The 18301-nt window shown below is 40.0% G+C and carries 22 protein-coding genes; 9 read left to right on the top strand and 13 right to left on the bottom strand.

Annotation, left to right across the window (positions count from 1 at the left end; all coding sequences use genetic code 11):
* Positions 1-5: 5 nt before the first annotated feature.
* From ACHRV0_RS12845 to ACHRV0_RS12820, 6 genes are all read left to right on the top strand, one after another.
* Positions 6-443, top strand: coding sequence for a hypothetical protein (locus tag ACHRV0_RS12845; protein WP_395441100.1), 438 nt, complete (start codon positions 6-8; stop codon positions 441-443).
* A 19-nt stretch (positions 444-462) separates the two neighbouring features.
* Positions 463-732 carry a nitrogen regulatory IIA protein gene (locus ACHRV0_RS12840; protein ID WP_395441099.1) on the top strand — a complete coding sequence of 90 codons (270 nt, stop codon included), beginning with the start codon at positions 463-465 and terminating at the stop codon, positions 730-732.
* Positions 733-736: 4 nt separating this feature from the next.
* Positions 737-2017, top strand: a complete 1281-nt coding sequence (gene traM / locus ACHRV0_RS12835) for a conjugative transposon protein TraM (RefSeq protein WP_395441098.1) — start codon at positions 737-739, stop codon at positions 2015-2017.
* Positions 2018-2040: 23 nt separating this feature from the next.
* Positions 2041-2934: a conjugative transposon protein TraN gene (gene traN / locus ACHRV0_RS12830; protein WP_395441097.1), complete on the top strand. Its 894-nt coding sequence runs from the start codon at positions 2041-2043 to the stop codon at positions 2932-2934.
* A gap of 184 nt (positions 2935-3118) precedes the next feature.
* On the top strand, positions 3119-3670 hold the full coding sequence (locus tag ACHRV0_RS12825; protein WP_395441096.1) for a hypothetical protein: 552 nt from the start codon (positions 3119-3121) through the stop codon (positions 3668-3670).
* Positions 3671-3926: 256 nt separating this feature from the next.
* Complete coding sequence (locus tag ACHRV0_RS12820) at positions 3927-4967, top strand: IS110 family transposase (RefSeq protein ID WP_395441095.1); 1041 nt, start codon at positions 3927-3929, stop codon at positions 4965-4967.
* Positions 4968-5082: 115 nt separating this feature from the next.
* Here ACHRV0_RS12820 and chrA read toward each other — a convergent pair whose 3' ends face one another.
* From chrA to ACHRV0_RS12755, 13 genes are all read right to left on the bottom strand, one after another.
* Positions 5083-6213 (bottom strand): chromate efflux transporter, encoded by a 1131-nt coding sequence (chrA, locus tag ACHRV0_RS12815; RefSeq protein WP_395441094.1) that lies wholly within the window; start codon positions 6211-6213, stop codon positions 5083-5085.
* Positions 6203-6634, bottom strand: a complete 432-nt coding sequence (locus ACHRV0_RS12810) for a DoxX family protein (RefSeq protein WP_395441093.1) — start codon at positions 6632-6634, stop codon at positions 6203-6205. The genes chrA and ACHRV0_RS12810 overlap by 11 nt, the downstream gene beginning before the upstream one ends.
* 1 nt (position 6635) lies before the next feature.
* Positions 6636-7214, bottom strand: coding sequence for a phosphatase PAP2 family protein (locus tag ACHRV0_RS12805; RefSeq protein WP_395441092.1), 579 nt, complete (start codon positions 7212-7214; stop codon positions 6636-6638).
* On the bottom strand, positions 7211-7699 hold the full coding sequence (locus ACHRV0_RS12800) for a hypothetical protein (protein ID WP_395441091.1): 489 nt from the start codon (positions 7697-7699) through the stop codon (positions 7211-7213). Before ACHRV0_RS12800 ends, ACHRV0_RS12805 begins: the two co-directional genes overlap by 4 nt.
* Positions 7700-7771: 72 nt before the next feature.
* Positions 7772-8596: an AraC family transcriptional regulator gene (locus ACHRV0_RS12795; protein ID WP_395441090.1), complete on the bottom strand. Its 825-nt coding sequence runs from the start codon at positions 8594-8596 to the stop codon at positions 7772-7774.
* 279 nt (positions 8597-8875) lie between these two features.
* The gene (locus ACHRV0_RS12790) at positions 8876-9679 is read right to left on the bottom strand and encodes a PRTRC system ThiF family protein (RefSeq protein WP_395441089.1); all 804 of its coding nucleotides are present in this window, start codon (positions 9677-9679) and stop codon (positions 8876-8878) included.
* The gene (locus ACHRV0_RS12785; protein ID WP_395441088.1) at positions 9676-10404 is read right to left on the bottom strand and encodes a PRTRC system protein B; all 729 of its coding nucleotides are present in this window, start codon (positions 10402-10404) and stop codon (positions 9676-9678) included. The genes ACHRV0_RS12790 and ACHRV0_RS12785 overlap by 4 nt, the downstream gene beginning before the upstream one ends.
* On the bottom strand, positions 10388-11572 hold the full coding sequence (locus ACHRV0_RS12780) for a hypothetical protein (protein ID WP_395441087.1): 1185 nt from the start codon (positions 11570-11572) through the stop codon (positions 10388-10390). The genes ACHRV0_RS12785 and ACHRV0_RS12780 overlap by 17 nt, the downstream gene beginning before the upstream one ends.
* Before the next feature lie 16 nt (positions 11573-11588).
* The gene (locus tag ACHRV0_RS12775) at positions 11589-11807 is read right to left on the bottom strand and encodes a PRTRC system protein C (protein ID WP_395441086.1); all 219 of its coding nucleotides are present in this window, start codon (positions 11805-11807) and stop codon (positions 11589-11591) included.
* Positions 11808-11823: 16 nt separating this feature from the next.
* Positions 11824-12489 (bottom strand): PRTRC system protein E, encoded by a 666-nt coding sequence (locus tag ACHRV0_RS12770; RefSeq protein ID WP_395441085.1) that lies wholly within the window; start codon positions 12487-12489, stop codon positions 11824-11826.
* A 120-nt stretch (positions 12490-12609) separates the two neighbouring features.
* Entirely contained in the window at positions 12610-13683 is a 1074-nt protein-coding gene (locus tag ACHRV0_RS12765; RefSeq protein ID WP_395441084.1) for a DUF932 domain-containing protein, read from the bottom strand.
* 51 nt (positions 13684-13734) lie between these two features.
* Complete coding sequence (locus ACHRV0_RS12760; RefSeq protein WP_395441083.1) at positions 13735-14145, bottom strand: single-stranded DNA-binding protein; 411 nt, start codon at positions 14143-14145, stop codon at positions 13735-13737.
* A 399-nt stretch (positions 14146-14544) separates the two neighbouring features.
* Complete coding sequence (locus ACHRV0_RS12755) at positions 14545-14724, bottom strand: hypothetical protein (protein ID WP_395441082.1); 180 nt, start codon at positions 14722-14724, stop codon at positions 14545-14547.
* A 452-nt stretch (positions 14725-15176) separates the two neighbouring features.
* On the opposite strand from ACHRV0_RS12755, the gene ACHRV0_RS12750 reads away from it, so the two are divergent.
* From ACHRV0_RS12750 to ACHRV0_RS12740, 3 genes are read left to right on the top strand one after another with little or no spacing between them, the layout of a single operon-like run.
* The gene (locus ACHRV0_RS12750; protein WP_395441081.1) at positions 15177-16076 is read left to right on the top strand and encodes a helix-turn-helix transcriptional regulator; all 900 of its coding nucleotides are present in this window, start codon (positions 15177-15179) and stop codon (positions 16074-16076) included.
* A complete protein-coding gene (locus ACHRV0_RS12745) occupies positions 16076-16549 on the top strand; it encodes an exonuclease domain-containing protein (protein WP_395441080.1) in 474 nt (157 codons plus the stop codon). The genes ACHRV0_RS12750 and ACHRV0_RS12745 overlap by 1 nt, the downstream gene beginning before the upstream one ends.
* A 24-nt stretch (positions 16550-16573) precedes the next feature.
* Complete coding sequence (locus tag ACHRV0_RS12740; protein ID WP_395441079.1) at positions 16574-18301, top strand: DUF262 domain-containing protein; 1728 nt, start codon at positions 16574-16576, stop codon at positions 18299-18301.

Below are 18301 nucleotides of genomic sequence, written 5' to 3'. Positions count from 1 at the left end.
ATCTTATGGAAGCTGTATTAGATTTAGACGCATTCGTAAAAACCCTCAAAGATAAGGGATACGACGGTTATTTCCATACAGAGAGCTGCTGTGCAGGCACCCTATGGGAAAGCATTAGTGGTTTTTTGGAGATTATTAAAAATGGAAATGATGCTCCATTATTAGCAAATATTCTGCATTTATCTACCTACCTCGAATGGAATGGCGAAGACAAGCCAAGAGTTGAGTGCAATATGTGGGTTAAATATGAGAACGGTAAATTTGATTTAGAGCAAACAGAAATGTATATAAAAAGAACAGACCGCTACGGGCAATTATTGAAGCAGTCTAAACTGACAGACCTTACAGCAAATTCGATCCCGACAAAAATGGAGGCTATTGCCCAAGTGTCAGAAAAATATAAAGAAGAGATCGCTCCCAAAAGAAGAGGGTTTAGAATGTGACAAGGCAAAATCATTAACTATGGAAAAATTAAGAGCAAACATAGACATGTGGCTGGAAAGGCTTGACAAGGACTGGGAAGCAATGCCAATAAAAAGGCAGCACCAAGTAATACTTTACTTTTTTACAGCTTACGCGCTGCTGACGGCAGTTATCATTTTCAACGTATGCCGTGATACGGCACACGCGAAAAACACTATGGCTGTCGAGCAGATGCAAAACCCGGCACAGCCAGAAAAAGAAAGCCAGGCATCTGTGAAGGACACCCTAAAGACAATTTTAAAAAAATAGCAATATGAAAGAAACTAAAAAGAAAGTCCGTCTTTTCTCAGAAGAGGCTGTCCAGAGCAGCAGTTCATTTGTGCCTGATGAAAAGAAGACAGCTGTCGAGCGTTTTAAAAAACCGCTCATTTTCACGCTGATGGGAATTGTCTGCATCGGCTGTATCTACTTAATCTTTAAACCGTCGAAGGATAAAAAACATATCGAAGATATTGGTCTCAACGACAGCGTGCCGCAGGCGAGCGGATCTGTACTGCAGGCAGACAAACAGAAAGCGTATGAGCAGAAAATGCTTGAAGATAAGGAAGAGCAGAAAAAGAACGCTTTAACGACACTGTCAGATTACTGGAATGAGGACAGCACCGAGCAGAAACAGCCACCGTCTGGTGATGAGGATGATTCTAAAAATCCGGCACTGAACACCTACCGCAGCGCCCAAAGCACGCTCGGCTCATTCTATCAAGAGGACAACAGCGAATCAAAAGAACTTCGCAGGCAGCTCGATGAGCTCAAACAGGAACTCGCGCAAAAGGAAATACCCCCGCCCGCCACTGTTGATGACCAGCTAGCGCTTATGGAAAAATCCTATCAGATGGCAGCCAAGTATCTTCCCACAGGCTCCGCTACTCCCACTATTGCAGCCAAAAACACTACAGTGGAAATGGCGCAATCAGAAGAGAAGGATTTTTCGGCGCTGGTTCCTGAAAGAAAAAGCAAGGTCTCGGCACTGTACCGTACATCTACCGACAGCACTTTCTTGGCAAAATGGAACACGGACAGAGGCTTTACTTCTGCATCTTCATTGCAGGAAACCCTTCAGCCAAAAAACAGCGTCAAGGCATGCGTGCACCAGACCCAGACCGTTATCGGGGAGGCGGGCGTATCGCTTCGATTGCTGGAACCTGCAAAGATTTCAGGCGGTATCATAGCCGCAGGTTCTATAGTCACTGCGCATGCCAGGATTCAGGCAGGGCGTCTTCAGCTGAAAATCACTTCTATAGAACTTGACGGATCGATTATTCCAGCGGATATAACCATTTACGATCTGGACGGCCAGCAGGGAGTTCCTATTCCCAATTCTGCAGAAAGAAGCGCCCTGACCGAAATGGCGGGCAATATGAGCCAGCAGTCCGGCACCAGCCTTATGATGACCCAGTCTGCAGGACAGCAGATGGCCGCTGACCTGAGCCGCGGGGTGGTCCAAGGCATCTCGGGCTATTTCGCCAAAAAAGTGAGGACTCCTAAAGTTACCCTGAAAGCGGGGCATCAGGTGCTTCTTGTTTCCAAAAAATAACAACAATTTTAAATCAATTAATTATGAAAAATTATTTAAAGACATTTTTGGCAATCACCTTTTTAATAGCCTATTCTGTATCCGCATCAGCTCAGGAAAACGAAGCCACGAGCCTTAATTTAGGAGAGATTTTGCCGTACAATATGCAGGTCACCTACGATAAAACTTCCCATCTTATTTTCCCGTCCGCTATCCGATACGTAGATCTTGGAAGTGAATGCCTGATTGCCTCAAAGGCCGAGGATGCAGAAAACGTCCTTCGTATCAAAGCAGGGGTTAAGGATTTTGACCAGGAAACCAACTTTTCGGTAATTACCGATGACGGACGATTTTACAGTTTTAATGTTCAGTACAGCTCCCTGCCATCAACTCTGAGCTATGATCTTCAACTGATGCACAAGACCGTGGACAAAACCACCGCAAGCGGTGTGCTTTTTGAAGACCTAGGCAAAACCCCTCCTTCCCTCGCTGCCTTGATTATGGAAACTATTTACAAAAACAATAAACGAGTCTTAAAACACATTTCATCGCAGAGTTTCGGGATTGAGTTCAGCCTAAAGGGCATCTACATCCACAACGGCAAGTATTATTTCCATACGCAGCTTGAAAACAGCACCAATGTCCCTTTCCGTATTGATTTTATGGTCTTCAAGGTTGTCGATAAAAAAACAGCCAGACGCACTGCCATCCAGCAAATTCCGATTGTTCCGCTGCGCGCTTATAAAATGATTTATGAGATTTCCGGAAAAGCCACTGACCAGAATGTCTTCCTCCTGGACCAGTTTACAATATCGGATGACAAACTGATGCTGATCGAGATCTTTGAGAAAAGCGGTGGCAGACACCAGACACTCAAGATTAAAAATTCAGATCTGGTAAAAGCCAGGCTGATAAACGATATGCACCTTAAATTTTAATGCTTACCAAAATATTGAAATGAAAAAGTATTACAGCCCAAAGCATTGCTTGGGCTGTTTTGTTTCATATCTTTCTTAAATCTTTGCTTTAAATAAATTTCATAACTCAATCAATTTTAATACCTTAGTAATTATCCGAAAAAGCCAAAAAATATTTTGGCAAGAACGATTAACTTTTATTGTTATGCAGAATGATATTGACCGCGCCAACAGGCTTTATACCGAAATATCGAGAAAAGTGCTTCCTGAAAAGGAATATGATATGCTTCATAGACTCCTGACAGAAAATATGCCACTGCAGGAGGCAGCAGCGCAATATGGTGTTACGTCCGAATATGTCGAGGCGCTTTTAGAGAGAACATTGAGCAAAGCAAAGGCTGTGGCCGAACTGCTTTCAGAAATCAACGGGTATATTGAGAAGCTGCAGGAGCTAAAACGCGAATTAAACCCCAGTCCAGCCCAGATCAGAAAAGAAAAAACAAAAAAAGACAGGGAAAAACGCGTCTTAGACAGCCAGTATCCGTTAAGCAGGAGACTGCTGACAGTACTCGATGCAATGGAGATGGAAACCTTCGGGCAGATGGCTGATTTCCCCCTTAAGGACTTCCTGCGTATTCGGGGATTTAGAGCCAAGTGCAAAGAAGAGCTCATAGTCCTTATCGAATTTGAAAAGATGCAGTATCTCTTCAAAGGATTTTCGCGCTGGAAAAAAGAGCCTATACCACAATTTAAATAAGAGCCTGCACAATAAGGCGGCCTTCTTTTGCTTCTCCTATGTTTGTCTAACATAATTTAAGTGAAGAAGAGCGAGAGCAGATTTTGCTTTAAATAGCCTTACGGTATATTCAAGAAAAGAGACTGCCTCCTCTTCTTTTACCTTTTAGAATCTGAACAGAATGTAAGGAATACATCTCTATTTGAGGTCGTATAGCCTGTATATCCACTCAGGAGAAAAGATGAGAAAAGGTTATCACTTACCTAAACGAAATAAGATGAAGGTATTATTAAAACAAACAGTCGGAATTGATGTTGCGCAAAAGGAATTAGTTGTGTCGCTTGGTCGGATGGACGAGCAGATCAGTATTGAAGTTTATGCTTACAAGGTATTTCCCAATACTAAAAAAGGGTTTTCCAGTCTTGTATTGTGGGTTAATAAGCAAACACTAACCTCAACGGAAGTACGTTACGTAATGGAAGCAACAGGGGTTTACCATGAATCGTTAGCCTATTATCTTTGTAGTGTTCAAAAACAAGTCAGTATAGTTTTACCAAACAAGATTAGTAATTATGTGAGAACACTTGATATAAGAACGATTACTGACAAGAGTGCTTCTCAAGCAATTGCAAGATTTGGTTTGGAAAGGCAATTGGAAGTTTGGCAACCTCCTCTAAAAATATTTAATGATTTAAGGCAGCTTTGTCGGGAGCGCGAGCAGCTGGTACAGGAACGTACCATGTTAAAAAATCAGTTGCATGCTGAACGTATCTCTGCAACATCAAGTGAAAAGTCAGTTAAAAGAACAAACAAAAGAATAGCATTAATTAATACGCAGGAAAAGGAGATAAGAGAAGAAATTTCTAAACTCATCAAAAAAGATGAGGTATTAGCAGAAAAGATGAAAATAATATCTTCTATACCTGGAGTTGGAAATTTGACTGCCGTGACCATTATTGCTGAAACCAACGGTTTCGAACTCATAAAAAATAAAAGGCAACTGGTTAGTTATGCGGGATTAGATGTAAGAGAAAAGACATCTGGTACCTCTGTAAAATCCAAACCACGCATATCCAAGCGGGGTAATCGGAATTTAAGGAAAGTCATGCACTTTCCGGCACTGGCTGCGATTAGAACCGATGAAAGGTTTAGAGATATCTTTTTAAGATTGGTTTCAAGGCATGGCATTAAAATGAAAGCTATCGTTGCCATCCAAAGAAAAATTTTAGAATTGACTTTTATCCTCTGGAAAAACAATTCTTATTATAACTCGGAATATGCAAATCAAATTTTGCCGTCTGCAGTAATAGCTATGTAATGGAGAGTTGAATTACTTATTGTTAATTTATCTATCCACATGAATTCTTTAAAAGGGGTATTAGTTTATTTGCTACTACCAATAGATACTATTGCCTTTTTATACCGTTATAAGATTAAAATTGATATAAAAGAAAGCCAAGTATTGCACCCCCCAAGACAATAAATGCACTGTTAATTGTTTTGAATTTGAAAACGATAATTGCACTAATAAGTGCAATGCTGATTGTCTTCCAATCGATTATGGTTTCTTTACCCATTGTAAAACAAACAGCAATAATAATGGCAACAGATGCTATATTTACAGCATCCAGCGAAGCTGACAGCCCCTTAGAATTCCTCATTTTTTTCATCAAAGGGTTAAGCAATGCTACTAATACAAACGATGGAAGGAAAATAGCAATCGTTGAGATAACAGCCCCGGATAATCCATTGATTTGATAGCCGATAAATGTAACTGATGAAAAAACAGGACCTGGTGTAAATTGACCAACTGCAATAGCATCCATCAATTGCTGTCGGGTAAGTAAGCCGTTTGCTACCAGTTCCGTATCTAAAAATGCGAATAACACATAACCGCTTCCGTAGAGAATAGCACCAATTTTTAAAAACATCCAAAATAATCTGGTGTTTGTTTCTGAAAGTAATTGATTGTTTGCAATTTGAAAAAAAAGAACCGGAATAAAACTTTGCAGCGTATTTATTTTTTGATTTTGAATATAAAACATACCCAATGCAAACAGGCCTGCACCAAACATTAAATACATTTCCCCGATTCCGAAAAAAGACAAAACCAATACAGCGATACCTATAAATGCTAATAAAACTGACTTAATCGATTTTTTGCCTAATGGAAAAATTGCCCCGATAATGATGGCTATAATGGCTGGTTTGATACCATAAATAAACGGCTGTATTTCGGGCAACTGTCCGTATTGTTTGTACAGCCAAGCAAAAATACCAGTAATGAAAACCGCTGGAAAAATAAAGCACATGCCAGCAGCGAGTAGTCCTTTCCAGCCCCCTTTGTCGTATCCAATATGTATTGCCATCTCAGTACTATTGGGTCCTGGAATAAGATTAGTAGCTCCTAATAAATCTAAAAAATGCTGTTCGCTCATCCACTTTCTTTTAAGTACAACTTCCTGCTGCATCATTGCAATATGTGCCGCCGGACCTCCAAAACCAATCAATCCCAGCTTGAGAAAGAGTTTAGCAATCTCTTTTATATGAATATCATTCGCCATTCCTCATTAAAATTTTATCAATAGACCAATTACCTCCACCTGTAATTAAAAGAAAAATACTTCCTAAAAGCATTGCCCAATCAGTACGGCTTCCGTGAAGAAGCTCCCAAAAGCCCTCATCTGCTAACACTTCAGCTTTAGTAGTTGCAAAAGCTACAAGCATTATTATGATTAACGGAATACTGGCTAAACGGGTTAGCAGACCAACTAAAAGTAGAATTCCACAGAGGATTTCGAAAAACCCAACAAAACTTCCTAAAAAATCAGGTGATGGAAAACCGATTTTTTCAAAGCGGCCAGCACCACGAATGGTTGGAAATAAAAATTTTTGAATTCCTTCGGAAAAGAAAACCGCACCAATAATCAAGCGGATTATAATTGTGGTTTTTGAGTTGTCGGTCGTGATGATCTTTTTGAACATATTAAGCGATTTTTTTTAATATAATTGGATTATAGAAATTGTAAATTCGAGCCACAAACAAAGCAATTGGAATACTCAGAACGGCCGGAACAATAATATCCGTCGGATAATGCACTCCAAGATAAACCCTGCTTATACTGACAAATACTGCCCAGGGGATAAGGACAAAAGGCATCCATTTTAGTTTGTCCCTGGCCACCAGCGTAAGGTAGAATGCCAATGAAAACACATTGGCTGCATGGGATGATGTGAAACCAAACTTTCCGCCTCTGTAATTATTAACAATGTGAAGCTTATCTATTAAATCAGGATTATGGCTTGGCCGCAATCTTTCAAATAATGGTTTGAATATTCCTGAAGCTAACTGATCACTTATAGTGATTAGTAAAACGATCAATAATATCATAAAAATCGCATCTTTTCGATACTTCCATATTAACAGTGATAACAAAAACACATAAAATGGAAGCCATGTAAATTTACCACTAGCAAACCACATCACTTCATCCCAAAATCCGGAATGACCACCATTTAAGCATAAAAGTATTGAAATGTCTAATTCTTTAATAAATTCTATCATTTTTTTGTCATAAAATCTTGATTTGAAAACGGTGGAATTTTCGGAATGGTTATTACGTTATATTCGTGATTTGTGGCTTGGTGGCAAGTATTGCAAGAATTTGTGAGAGTTGTATAATTTCTTTGAAACATTACTTTGTTCTTTTTCAGAATTGAATTACTCAAACTATCCATTGCCAAATTAATCATTCCGATAGATTTGGTTTCAGTTCTGTCGGAACAATATTTTTGAATCCCGTCTAAATTTTCTTTGATTTCATTCATTTCAAAATCGGCTAACTGCCAATTTTGATTTTCTCCTGCGAACCAAAGTTTAGCGTGATGAATTTGTATGTTACCCATAAATTCACCAAATCCTGGCTTATATGTTTGAGAAAGTTTATTTTCTAAACTGTCAATCTTAGTTTGTAAATATTGCGAATTATCAGATTTTTGACCGCAACTTAACATGGAGAGTGTAAGGAGAGTAATTAATATTTTTTGCATCTTTTTTTTTAGTAAAAATAAACAACAAATAAATGACTTTGTGGTTTATTTGAAAAACGAATGGTATCACCCCTAACTCGTCACTGATCGAAAAGCATTTGGTGTAATCCCTGTGTAACGCTTAAAATATTTTGTAAAGTGGGAGTTGTCCTTGAAGTCTAATGAGTAAGAAATTTCAATAATGGTTAGGTCGGTGTAAAGTAATAATCGTTTAGCTTCACCAATTATAAACTCTGAAAGCACTTCCGTCGCTGACTGGTTGTTTTCCCTTCTGCAAATGGCATTGAGGTTTTGAGGAGTAGTATTAAAAAGTTTGGCATAGTGTACAACTTTGTTTGTCAATTTTTTCTCCTGCGCAAGAAGGTCTTTAAATTTGTGAAAAAGATTTTCTTTGTGGTTTCTTATCGAATTTTCAGGTCTTTCAGATTGAAGTAATTTAGCTAATAAAGCTTTCAGTAAGCCTTCTATTATTGCGTTACTCTCCCCCTTACTTTCTTGATATTCTTTGTTTAAGAGTTGGAATAACTGTTCAACTGTATTTTTGTCATTTGGATATAGACAAGGAAAGGGACTTATTTTTGAAAGTAACTGCTTTATTTCCTTGTCTAGGTTTTTTTCAATAAACGATTTTTTAATAATGATTACAAAACCGGATGGCTCTGTTTCAATATCCCAAAAATGTACCTGCTCTTTACGCACGATGAAAATAATTGGTGGTGCTATTGAAAATTCTTGTGTATCAATAGTATGTTTTCCTTTACCTTTTGAGAGATAAATAATCTCAAAATAACTATTGTGTTTATGGGGTTCTGTTCTACGTATAACTTTTCTAAATGGTGAAACTTTTATCAGCTCCATCATTTCAATTTTATTTTTTATTTCTATTGATTTTTTCAATCGTTCTAACTTTTAAAACTGCAAAATACAAAATTTTGAACCGTGTCAAAAAGTTTTAAAAAAATTTGGAGTATAACACAGAATCTTTTCTTTGGCCGCCTCGGAAAGAAAAGAAGCCCGCCAATACAGCAAAAGGGATTAGTCATCCCTTAATAAAAACACAGCGGGTTTGGTAAAATAGCGGGAACTGTATTTTGGCAAAGGCGCTCCACCGCTTTAAACGCAAAAAGACGCTCCGCCCGAAAGGAAGGAGTGCCTTTTTGCCGCCCGGTTTCGGGCTTATCCAACCGCAATGGGCTGAGAGCGGAAATCTTTCAGATTCAGGAAAAATCCCCTGTTTGCAGTCATGCCCTCACGAAAGAGATTCCACAAAAGCGAGCATCCCATCTGCGCCAAAGCCGAATTAATAAACAGATCCTGTTTTTCGAGCGCCTCGGCAAGCGAACAGCTCGGCGTGTCGTCGTGCTGTTCGGACTGATTTAAAAGTTCGCCAAATTCCTCGGTCACAAACGGCAGGCTCGCAACGGCACCAAACTTCTCTGATTTCGGCTGTACAATCTCCCCCACCGTGGAGAGTATGACCTGCCCGGTGCAGGTGCTGTTGCCAAAATCCATCCAATACCTCGGGGCGTCCCTGTGATGCCTTTGGTTACAGTTCTTTAAAATATCGGCAGTTTCAAAACGGGACTTTGCGCTGTCCGTACACGTGATATAAATAGTTGCTTTAGCATTTTCGGGAAGTTTCCCAAAGCTGTCCCTTTCAAATTTAACGGTTTCCGCTTTCCAGTTTGTCCCTGTAAAGCGGTTGGCGCGGTTGATAAGCGCCACGGATTTGTAAAGCCCGAGCTCGCTGTGCGCAAAGCGCTGTCTGCCGAGGTTGGCATTTGTGATTACATCATCATCCCATAGGCGCACCAAGAGCCCTGCATGCCCGAGAGCCATAAGGCTGTGGTTCATTTCCATAAGGGCAGTGAGCACCTTTGAGCCAGTACCGTCCGCCCCTATAAGATTGACAGTAATGGGATTGGTCGGGCTAATGAGATATGGGTCTGTAAAATGCATTTTGGTTTTCTCCGTTTTCATGGCAATAAGTTTTTAAGTGTTTTGTGGCTTTTTTTCAAAATCGCTGTGGGAAAAGCTCTGCCCGATGCGACAAGGTCTTTCCAAAGGCTCACGCAATTGCCTTCTACGGTACTGTTCTCTCCCATAAGGTGGCTGAAATAGCTTTTAAAGAAATAATGCTCCCACGCCTTTATAAACTCTTCAATTGAGGATGATTCCTTTATTTCCACATTTACCGAGCCCATGCACACCCTGCCGTCCTCGTAGATGTTGAAAAACGGCGCATGATAAAGCGGTGTTTTTTCCGATGGTCTGCGGTTGCCTTTTAAGGCAAACACCCGCAGGCCTCTTTTGTCCGCCTGCCAGACCATGGCAGGGACAAGAGCCTGACCGCAGGGAATGCCCAAGCCTTCTATGAAATACAGCGGTCTTTTTTGGGATTTGGTATGCCATATCACAGAACTTTTTTCCCTGCTTGGATTGATATGCAGAATGTTTGTCGGCAGAATTCCGCTAGATCGCAGAAAGGTGGTCTGCTTCTGCTTTTCATTGGCGAGCGCCTTGGCAAGCCCCTCGGCTTCACGCTCCGTAAGCGGATGGGCGTTGATAGGCATGCCGTTTTTATCCATATCAAAATGCTCGACATACACCTCTTTATCTAAAGTATTGCTTTCATAAAAAACAAGGGCTGATTTCGGGCGGTAGAGCGTTCCAAAATCTCGGGTTATATCAATTATAGTATTCATCTTCGTTGCTTTTATAGTTATACAGCAAGGCGCACATGTCGTCCAAAAGGGCAAACAGTCGGCTTTCAAAATCAAGACTGTCCTCTGTCAGCTCATTTCCGTCAAAACATTTTATAATTGTCGGCTCGTCCATTGCGCCATACTCGTTGAATTCATTGTTGATGCTCTCCTCAATGCTTTCATACAGCCATCCTCGGGTATGCGAGATAAAGGAAATATACTTTTCCATGCTTATGCTCTCCTCTTCCGTTTCTGCGTCTTCATCTCCGTCCTGTACGACTGCATTTCGAAAAATGCTCTCGTTGGGATAGTCTGCAAATAAGGCAAAAGCATTTTTGGCGATATCCAAGCATTCCTCATCAAAGGCATTAAGGCATTTAAAGTCGTTCAGCCGTTTTTCAAAAAAGGTCAGGTTCTTGGGGCTGAAAATCTTCTGTGCGATAAAGTCCCCAATAAATTCCGCCTTGTCAAACTCACCGATGTACCTTTCGTCTTCCTCCCTGTCCTCTTCCTGCTCCGTCCATTCCCTGTGCATTTCATAGAGCCAGTACAGGTAGCTTCCCTCTTCCCTGTAGTACGGAATCCCTGCCACATGGTACAGATAAGCACAGACCGATAAAAGCAGTTGAGCATTCATCTTTCGTTTTGGGGCTTTGAGCATCTGATAAATCGGCTGTATCGGGATATAATAGAGCGTTGTGCCTGTATGGTATTTTTCCTCGCTTGTCAGATAGGTTTTCTCTGAGTCCTGCAACACCCGCAGTTCGGAAAAATTCCCCACGCTTTTTTTGAGCTTTTCCTGCAAATCCCACAAAGCAAGCGCCGTATTGTATGGAAACCCTAAATGGCGGGTTGCCATCGGCATAATTCCGTAATGTCGTGCAAGCCTGTCAAGGGACGCATAAAAATCGTTCTGCATTTTTTCAGATTCCTTGCCAGCCTGTACCGCTTTATTTTGCTGCAGTACAGGCAGGAAAGAAACCTTTAGAAAACCATCGGAAGCATTCCCGCAGGAACCGCCCTTGGTTTGTCCTTCTGCACCTCGCCCGCGTCTTTGGGTCTCTGCATCCAATGCATAAACCCTGCGAGCTGTTCGTGAAGCTGTTTTTGCCTTTTTCCCTCGGGCAGTTTCACTGCCCCCGATATGATTTGTTTTTGCATAATTCATGGCTTTAGATTTTCGGTTAGCCTTTTGTTCCCATTACCGTTTCAAATCGGTACTCGACCGCATCGTCCCTGATGGCAGGGGCGGATATCTTGGCTGTGGTCAGTATGGGGTATGTCGGCGCATAGAAATTCAGCACCGCTTCGGCGCTCCATCGCGGTTCGGGGTCGGAAAGCCTGATTTTCTGCCCCTTGTCTTTGAGTATAAATATCCTCTGCAATTGTGTCGATAGTATCATGACCGCTGTATTTTAGTTAATATTGCTGCTCTTCGGGGTCTTCTTCCCAATACTCGGCTTCTTCGGTTTCTGTTTCCTCTTCGTCTGTCTGTTCGTCTTCCCCAGTATAGCCGTGCTCGGGGAAAAGCGCTTCTCTTGGCGGTTCGGGCGCTGTCTTCTCTGATGCAATGCCGAAAAGGTCGGGCGCAAATTTCGCAGACAGTTCGGCTTTTCTTTTTCGCAACTGCTCGGCTTTTAAAGGGTACTCGTGGATTTCGGGCACTTTCATCCATGCCTCACGGAATTTCCCTTCCTTTTCAAGCTCGTCCGCCTTTGCCATGCCATCATTGAACTTTTTCTCCTTTGCCTCGGCTTCCTTTGTTTGGCTTTCTGCTTTCTGTTTCTCCATGGCAGACTGCTTCTTGGTATTTTCAAGCTGTTTCATATAGCCCTCCATATCCACCATAAGACCCGAAGCGCTCTGCATGGGCGTGGTGATATTCTCAAAAAAGCCTTGGTCGAGCTCCTCTGCCGTACCGCGAAGGCTCAGTGGCGGGATGCTGTGCTTTGCGCTGTCCCCGCAAGCCTCGTTCTGTAGCATCACAAGCACTACAAGCCTGTCCTCTGTTGCTTTGGCTACGGTAATGTGCAGATCCCCTATAATGTCCATCTGCGCAATCTGATTGAAAAAATTAGTGTTCATTGCTTTTAAATTTTAATTGTTTCTTGTGCTGTTTCTGAGTTTTTCAGCTTTTTAATCCCGATGGGAATAGCTTTTTAAAGGCTGTCCCATTTTGGCAACAGCCTTTGGTTTATTTCCCGCCTAGTTAAGGTTGAGGATTTCCGCGCCGTCCGTCTTGAAAGCCATGCATAAATCAAACGCCTTCTGCGCTTTTTCCTGCGCCGTGCCTCCCATGACGATCGACTGCAGTTTTGCCTCACCGTCCCTGTATTTGCGCACATTCTGATAGTATCCCGTCACGGCGTTGTAAGCCCCGAAAAGAGTGCCTTTAGTAGTCTCCATCTGCTGTGCCTCGCTTGCCATGGCGTAGGCGAAAGCATCCTCTACGGTATTTTTGAATATTGCGGAAGCCTCTTCCTCCGCACCTTTTCTGATTAGCTCCAAGGTTTCCTTATTTGGGCATAAAGCCAACTGTATAAGCTTTTTGACTTCCCTGTCCGTAATCTTTACTTGAGCCCAGTTATTGAAGATGCCTTTAAGCTGTGCGCTGAGCCTGTCGGCAAGCCCCATCACTTTATGGGCATCGTCAAGTCGCTGTTTAGCACCCGAGGTATGGCGGATGCGCACCACGTTGCTCATTGAGCGGAGCGAAGCGTTAAGGGTGTTCTGGCATACAATGCGGATGGGCGTGAATGCCGCCGTGATGCTACCGCTTCCGTCATGGGAAGTCGTGAGAAAAATATATTTTTCGGTAACATCATCCCCTTTCCCCACACGGATATAGTCAGGGAGTTTTGCTGTAATAAAGATTCGTTCCCCCTGCCCGAGCGCTCCCGCCGTTTCGTAGAGTATCCCGTCGCTCCCGCCCACAATGGCATCAAAGAAGCTGAACGCCTCGCGGTTCTGCACGATATGGTAGTCCTTTCCTACCACGCCCAAAACGGCATTGCTGTCGGTGCGTATGGTGGCAAAGCAGTCAGGGACTGCAAGTTCGGAGCTTCCCACTTCAATGCCCTCACGGGTGACCAAGATTTCAGAGCCCTTGGTGTAGAGAGGGCTTTTAGCAACCTGATAGTCAAGCCCTGCGTATTTGATGGCTTCCGCGCTTGTCGGGTACTGTTCTACTGTCTGTCCAAGCCCGTGCCACGCTTTTTCCTTCACGCTGAAAAACGAATACTTCCCCGTTTTGCTGTTATAGTTGATATTGTGTGCCATAATGCATCTATTTTAAGGTTTATAACTATGTTCTGCTTTTACTGCCGTCCCTTAAAACGGCAGGTCTTCTTCAGGCTCTTTCAAATTGGGTTTGTTGTTCTCTCCCTGCACCGAATCCTTCCCGCTCTGCGTTTCCTGCGCTGTTCCCGCTTTTCTGCCTCCTCCGTGCAGTTTGATATTCGATGCGTTGAAATTCAGCCCCGCTCGCGGTTCTCCCTCGCTGTTCTTCCACGCCCGTGCGCTTACCATTCCCGTGAGCTCCACCACCGTGCCTTTTGTCAGCCACTCGGCAACCCTCGGGCTTATCCAGTAGGCGCAGTCAAAAAAGGTGGTCTGCTCCACCCTGTCGCCTTTTCTGTTTTTGTAGCTCTCGTTGATGGCTACCGAAAAATTCACCACCTGTCTGCTGTCCGACAATGTGCGCACCTGCGCATCTCTTGTCAATCTTCCTGTAATGTTCATGATTCTGATTTTTAAATATTTATATCCACTTAATTATTGTATTACTTAATAGTTTTATTTATTTATTCATTTTTATACTTTTATACTTTTATACTGTATAATCTTCTGCTGTGCATTTTACTTCCTATTAAAGCCCTGCATCCACAAAAGCCCCGCTCAAAATTTCCACACCCAAAAAGCCCAAACAAAAAAACATCCTCACATCGTAGCCACAGCATCCCTTTAAAGCCTTTCAATCTTCCCTGACGCCTAAATTGCCTTTCATTCTCAAACACTCTTACCCAAAACCCCACCCTTAAACACTTCTTTCATTTTCCCCGCACCACCCTGTTTTTCATGTCCCTCTTTTTAACATTTTTTCCCGCCCCTGCATTTAATGTGCTTTAACCCGCCCGCATTTTAGCTTTCTTTTACCGTCCCCGCATTTCCTTTTGTTTCTGCTCCCCCTGCATCCCCGCCCGCATTGCTCTGCGCCTTTTTATTCTTATTTCTTTTGATTTTATTTTTTTCAGAAATTTTATTCGGCAATGAGAGCAGGCGCTTGTTTTGTTTCACCACTTCTGTTTTCCAATATTTCAAATCTTTTTTCTGACATTTTTTTTTATTCGTCTAAAGAGCCTCAGTATGCTGTGTTTTGTTTCATGCGCATAAAAAGGTGAGTGTCCTACAAAAGCAGGGCTCTGCCTGAAAATACTACCCGAAGGGCTGGAGATTTTCAAGGCAGACCAAAGGCCCGGCCTTGCTTTTGGAAAAGGGCACGGACTACCTTTGCTCCTGAAACAAAAAACAGAAGCATACTGGTTTTGATAAAAGCAAATGGGAAGCAATTGGGATATTATGGATAAAGGAAAGTCAGGAAGAATAATAGACCGCTTCGTGGATAAATTCTACAGGGGCATATTGTAAAAAAAGACTGTTTTACGGAAAACCGTTTTTTTATTAAGCATATTGTTTCTATTTTAACATCGGTAATACTCTGCCGTAAAATGACAGACAAGTGTTTTACTTTTGAAAAATAAAACCAAACAACTATGTCCAAATTAATATATTTCAAAAGATACCTGTATATTATAGATCGCTTAAGAAGCCGCAACTGTAACTTTAAAGATTTACAAAAACATATTATTCGTAAATTAGAGAATGAAGACATTGACACTAATTTTGAATATTCCGTTCGAACGTTTGAGCGTGACAAAAAAGATATACTAGATATATTTGGAATTGTAATTGATTACAACCGAAAAGACAAAACCTATAGTATTGATGAAGAAGAAATAGAAGATCAATCGATTACACGAATAATGGATGCTTTTTCTATTCATCATGCCTTGCAAGAAGGAAACAAGTTATCCCCTAGTGTTTTTCTAGAAAAGAGAAAATCATCCGGTACGGAAAACATTCACGGTATTATTCATGCCATACAGAATCTTTATATTACAAAATTCACACACCAGAAGCATTGGGATGACTTTAGCACTAATCGTGAAGTTTATCCTATTGCTATAAAAGAATCTCATCAGCGATGGTATTTAATTGCTTTGGATAAAAAAGACAACAAAGTGAAAACTTTCGGACTTGATAGAATTTCAAATCTAAATATTACAGACACTAAGTTTAAGCCAATTAAATATAATGTGGAAAAAGAATTTCAGCACGCTTTCGGCGTAGAAACATATTCTCCTGCGGAAAAAGTAGTTCTCGAATTTGTCAATAAGCAAGGAAATTACATTAAAACCTTTCCTCTTCATGAATCTCAAAAAATTATAAAAGAGAATGATGATACGCTACTTATAGAAATTTACATACATACCACTAATGATATTGTAATGGAACTATTGAAATACGGTGCAGATGTAAAAGTCGTCTCTCCTGCCAGGCTTCAGAATGAAATGAAAAACAGAATTTCACAAATGACAAATCTCTATATTTAATGAACACATTTACTGCGATAGATTTTGAAACTGCCACAGGTTATAGAAATAGCATTTGTCAAATCGGATTAGTTAGAATTGAAAATGGAATAACTTCTAAAGAAATAAATTTACTAGTGCAACCACCCGGAAATTTCTATTGGAATCAATTTACCGACATTCATGGAATCTCATCAAAGAAAACAAGTAACGCTCCTAATTTTAATCAAATCTGGCAAATCATACAGCCATTTATAGAGAACCAAAATGTAGTGGCTCATAATGGTTTTGGATTTGATTTTCCTGTTCTTGAAAAAACACTTCAACATTTTAATTTACCAATTCCTAACTATAATAAAATCTGTACTTATAAAATCTACAAATCAAACTTATCCAACTTGTGCAAGCAGCATAACATTTTACTAAACCATCACGATGCACTGAGTGATGCTAAGGCTTGTGCGGAATTGTATTTAAAAAGTCTCAAAAATTAAAACACAATATAATAAATAGTATCTATGATTAATTTAACAGAAAAACCAATAGCTGAGTTATTGGGAATGAACTTTCTTATCCCATCTTACCAGAGAGGCTATAGATGGACAAAACAACAAGTTGAAGATTTATTGGATGATATTAATTCATTCACACCTCTACCCATTGCTAATTCAAATGATAAAACATGGTATTGTTTACAACCTATCGTTGTAAAAGAATGTGATGAAGAAACGAATAAGAGAAACAATCTATCTGGAGTTTGGTACGAAGTAATTGATGGTCAGCAACGATTAACAACAATTTTTCTTATCATTCACTATGCAAATGAAATGTGGGTTGGAAAACAAAAAATTACCGAATTTAACCTAAAATATGAAACCAGAGACAAAAGTTTTGAATTTCTCAAAAATCAAAAAATAGATGATTTGAAAGGCAGCGCTGTAATAAACAATTCAAATATTGATTTTCATCATATCTCAAATGCTTATGATACGATTCACAAATGGGTTCTTAATTACAAAAACAAATTCAAAGTTGAATTTGACAACAATAATTTTCAATCGAAATTCAAATCAGATTCTAAGATAATATGGTATGAAGTTGCTTCTGATAAAGATGCTATCGAAATATTCACACGCATTAATATGGGAAAAATTCCGTTAACAAATGCCGAATTAATTAAAGCTCTTTTCTTAAATAGTTCAAACTTCAAAGACGCTAACAGTGAAACAATTAGGTTAAAACAATTAGAAATCGCTTCAGAATGGGACAGAATTGAATATGCTTTACAAAACGATGAGCTTTGGTATTTCATTAATAACTCTGAAAATGAATTACCTACAAGAATTGATTATATTTTTCAACTTATGGAAAGTATTGAAGGAACCCAAAACGCCAAAGATAAAAACTCTACCTTTCGCTTTTTTGCAGAAAAATTCAAAACAAGATCTAAAGATGAAATTGATGCAAATTGGAAAGAAATTAAACGAATCTTTCAGACAATTGAAGAGTGGTTCTATGATCGAGAATTGTATCACAAAATTGGCTATTTAATTGCAACAAATACAAATATTAAGGACTTGCTAAAGGAAGTTAAAAACAAGAAAAAAAATGACTTCAAAATTTTTATAGACACTGAAATTCAAAAGAAATCAGATACCGATTTAGCTAATTTGGAATACAAAAACGGATCTGTAAGAAACATTTTATTACTGCACAATATTCAGACAATGCTGAATTTTAAAAAAGAAACAAGCAGATTTCCTTTTAATAGATTTAAGGATAAAAAAATTGGTTGGGATATAGAACATATACATGCAATTGCTACGGAGGTTAAAGTAAAAAAAGAAGACGAAGTAAATTGGCTTAAGCTTAATTACATTGCTACAGATGCTGATGATGAAGTTAATACAAAAATTAAGGACATTTTACAGAATGAGGCGCCGGTCGAAGAATTTGATGAGATAATCAACTATGTATTAGGAGAAGAAGATAATAACATTAAGAATCTTTGCTTATTGGATAGCGGAACGAATCGTTCTTATAAAAATGATTCTTTTAAAGAGAAGAGACGAAAAATTATCGAAAACGAGAAGAATGGTGTATTCATTCCTATTTGCACAAAAAATGTCTTCATGAAATATTATTCTAAAGAACTTAAAGATTTAGAAGTATGGAATGAAAGTGATAGAACATCTTATTTAACGGATATTGATAATATAATTTTCCCAAACAAAAAACAAAGCTAA

The organism is Flavobacterium sp. FlaQc-30 (assembly GCF_044005885.1).
Taxonomy (GTDB): domain Bacteria; phylum Bacteroidota; class Bacteroidia; order Flavobacteriales; family Flavobacteriaceae; genus Flavobacterium.
The sequence above is the reverse complement of the archived record's forward strand: the minus strand, read 5'-3'. Positions and strand labels throughout refer to the sequence as shown.

Coding starts and splice junctions, on each gene's coding strand:
- ACHRV0_RS12750 (WP_395441081.1), top strand. CDS start 15,177: ATGTCCAAATTAATATATTTCAAAAGATACCTGTATATTATAGATCGC.
- ACHRV0_RS12800 (WP_395441091.1), bottom strand. CDS start 7,699: ATGCAAAAAATATTAATTACTCTCCTTACACTCTCCATGTTAAGTTGC.
- ACHRV0_RS12785 (WP_395441088.1), bottom strand. CDS start 10,404: ATGAATACTATAATTGATATAACCCGAGATTTTGGAACGCTCTACCGC.
- ACHRV0_RS12780 (WP_395441087.1), bottom strand. CDS start 11,572: ATGAATTATGCAAAAACAAATCATATCGGGGGCAGTGAAACTGCCCGA.
- ACHRV0_RS12770 (WP_395441085.1), bottom strand. CDS start 12,489: ATGAACACTAATTTTTTCAATCAGATTGCGCAGATGGACATTATAGGG.
- ACHRV0_RS12775 (WP_395441086.1), bottom strand. CDS start 11,807: ATGATACTATCGACACAATTGCAGAGGATATTTATACTCAAAGACAAG.
- ACHRV0_RS12760 (WP_395441083.1), bottom strand. CDS start 14,145: ATGAACATTACAGGAAGATTGACAAGAGATGCGCAGGTGCGCACATTG.
- ACHRV0_RS12810 (WP_395441093.1), bottom strand. CDS start 6,634: ATGTTCAAAAAGATCATCACGACCGACAACTCAAAAACCACAATTATA.
- chrA (WP_395441094.1), bottom strand. CDS start 6,213: ATGGCGAATGATATTCATATAAAAGAGATTGCTAAACTCTTTCTCAAG.
- ACHRV0_RS12840 (WP_395441099.1), top strand. CDS start 463: ATGGAAAAATTAAGAGCAAACATAGACATGTGGCTGGAAAGGCTTGAC.
- ACHRV0_RS12740 (WP_395441079.1), top strand. CDS start 16,574: ATGATTAATTTAACAGAAAAACCAATAGCTGAGTTATTGGGAATGAAC.
- ACHRV0_RS12790 (WP_395441089.1), bottom strand. CDS start 9,679: ATGAAAACGGAGAAAACCAAAATGCATTTTACAGACCCATATCTCATT.
- ACHRV0_RS12745 (WP_395441080.1), top strand. CDS start 16,076: ATGAACACATTTACTGCGATAGATTTTGAAACTGCCACAGGTTATAGA.
- ACHRV0_RS12845 (WP_395441100.1), top strand. CDS start 6: ATGGAAGCTGTATTAGATTTAGACGCATTCGTAAAAACCCTCAAAGAT.
- ACHRV0_RS12805 (WP_395441092.1), bottom strand. CDS start 7,214: ATGATAGAATTTATTAAAGAATTAGACATTTCAATACTTTTATGCTTA.
- ACHRV0_RS12820 (WP_395441095.1), top strand. CDS start 3,927: ATGAAGGTATTATTAAAACAAACAGTCGGAATTGATGTTGCGCAAAAG.
- ACHRV0_RS12765 (WP_395441084.1), bottom strand. CDS start 13,683: ATGGCACACAATATCAACTATAACAGCAAAACGGGGAAGTATTCGTTT.
- traM (WP_395441098.1), top strand. CDS start 737: ATGAAAGAAACTAAAAAGAAAGTCCGTCTTTTCTCAGAAGAGGCTGTC.
- traN (WP_395441097.1), top strand. CDS start 2,041: ATGAAAAATTATTTAAAGACATTTTTGGCAATCACCTTTTTAATAGCC.
- ACHRV0_RS12825 (WP_395441096.1), top strand. CDS start 3,119: ATGCAGAATGATATTGACCGCGCCAACAGGCTTTATACCGAAATATCG.